Source organism: Novosphingobium sp. ST904, assembly GCF_001298105.1.
Lineage (GTDB): Bacteria > Pseudomonadota > Alphaproteobacteria > Sphingomonadales > Sphingomonadaceae > Novosphingobium.
Genome location: NZ_LGJH01000037.1, coordinates 1 through 1,754 on the forward strand (window position 1 = coordinate 1; position 1,754 = coordinate 1,754).

Genomic DNA, 1,754 nt, shown 5'->3' on the forward strand with positions numbered 1-1,754 from the left:
TTCGCGATGCGTGGGTATTCCTCCGCGATCCCGTGGCCGACCTGGCTGATTACCGCATCGTCTCCCTTATCGAGCATTACCCACATGCCGTAGTTATTGCGGACGGTGTGGCCGTTCTCGATCCGCGCAGCATAGGACGCATCGAACCGCTTCTTCACCTCGTCGGCAGGGAAGAGATACACATCTACGTTCTGGGGGTTTAGCCGATCATCAACGGCAGCGACCAGAACGAGGTCCACGTCATCAAGGGTCTTCCAACGCTTGCCATCATCAAGCGGCGGAAAGGCTACCCAGCGATCGCGGGTGGTGCGGATGCTGGCAGTCTGCGTCTTACCATCCTTGGTCAGTTCATAGGTGTTGGAGAGACCGCGACCAGGCTGCTTCTTGAGAGCATACCCTTGCTGACGCGCGCCTTCGAGAGCAGCGCCAACCATTAGGTGCCAAGCGGCACTTTCCCCCATTTCCTTCAAACGTGTCATAACAATTCCTTTCGTTGCCGATTAGCCCGAGCACCGATTCGCCTTTCGACAAGGTTCGTTTGGAATTATTGCCGCATTTACGCAAGCGAAATCGCATTTGTTGCGGATTATTCCGACATAGGTGCTGTGTAAGGGCTAATTGGTGCCAATTGGCATGAGCGCAGAAAGGCTATTATTCCCGCCGTCGCGACAGCCGCGATATTGTCGCCTGATCGACCCCGAGCAGGGCCGCGACGGTGCGCTGCGTGTCGCCCTTGGCAAGCCGCTGTAGCGCCTCGGCCTGCTGGTGAGGGGTGAGGGCCGCTCGCCGGCCGAACTTCACCCCACGGGCTTTGGCCTGGTCGCGGCCGGCTGCGGTGCGCTCCACGATCCGCTGGCGCTCCCAGCTCGCTGCGATCCCCAGCACGGCGATGACGACTTCGGCAAACTGCGAGGTCGTATCCACCATCGGCTCCGCGATCGAACGGAAGCCGGCCCCTGCCTCCTTCACCGCATGGAGGATGTTCAACAGGTCACGGGTGTTGCGCGCCAGGCGATCGGTGGCCGTCACTATCAGCACGTCGCCGGCATCGAGCGCGCCGATCGCGCGCTTGAGCTTCGGCCGCTCGGCCGACGCGGCGCTGGCCTTCTCCTGATAGACCTTCACGCAACCGGCAGCGAGGAGCTGGGCGACCTGCTGGGACAGGTCCTGCCCGTTGGAAGAGACGCGCGCGTAGCCGTAGATCATGCAACCATTGTGCATCGGATATATGCATCATGGAAGCGCCCGGATTTCCGCCGTTTTCGACACGATGCAGAACCTTTGACCTGCTGATAGGCGTCCCCATGGTTACGCCATCGCAGCGGCGCGACTAAAGAGAATCTGCAAGTTGTTCTAGGACAGAACCGAGGCAGGCTGGCATTCTTCGGCTCACCCGATGATTTCATCCGTAGATCACAGCGGAGTTAACTGCATTTCAACAACGCCGCGATACCAGCTCCTAATATAATAGGGAGGAGCGGACGTGGGACATCCCGACGGCCTTGAGGAATGGACAGAGGCCAAGGAAGTTGGCGCGCCGGGTTTCGCGGCGGAGCGCCGACGCCTGATTACGGGTCTTGCCGATTCTCGATCCGACATCGGGACGGCCCTTGACGCGAGCGAAGAGCGGTATCGGTATACCGTCGCACTGAGCCCGTTGATTCCGTGGATCGCCGATGCCTACGGTAACATGATCGATATCGACGTACGTGGGCTTGAATATACCGGCCTCACTTATGAAGCCTGCATGGGGG

3 protein-coding genes are annotated in these 1,754 nt (G+C 59.9%); 1 reads left to right on the forward strand and 2 read right to left on the reverse strand.

What is annotated here, in order from left to right; genetic code table 11:
- Both ADT71_RS00240 and ADT71_RS00245 read right to left on the reverse strand, forming a co-directional pair.
- The coding region (locus ADT71_RS00240; RefSeq protein WP_054434096.1) for a hypothetical protein at window positions 1-479 on the reverse strand (479 nt) is incomplete at its 3' end.
- A gap of 172 nt (window positions 480-651) precedes the next feature.
- Window positions 652-1,206: a recombinase family protein gene (locus tag ADT71_RS00245; protein ID WP_054434098.1), complete on the reverse strand. Its 555-nt coding sequence runs from the start codon at window positions 1,204-1,206 to the stop codon at window positions 652-654.
- Window positions 1,207-1,483: 277 nt separating this feature from the next.
- Here ADT71_RS00245 and ADT71_RS00250 point away from each other — a divergent pair.
- A partial coding sequence (locus tag ADT71_RS00250) for a hypothetical protein (RefSeq protein WP_054434095.1) occupies window positions 1,484-1,754 on the forward strand: 271 nt, incomplete at its 3' end.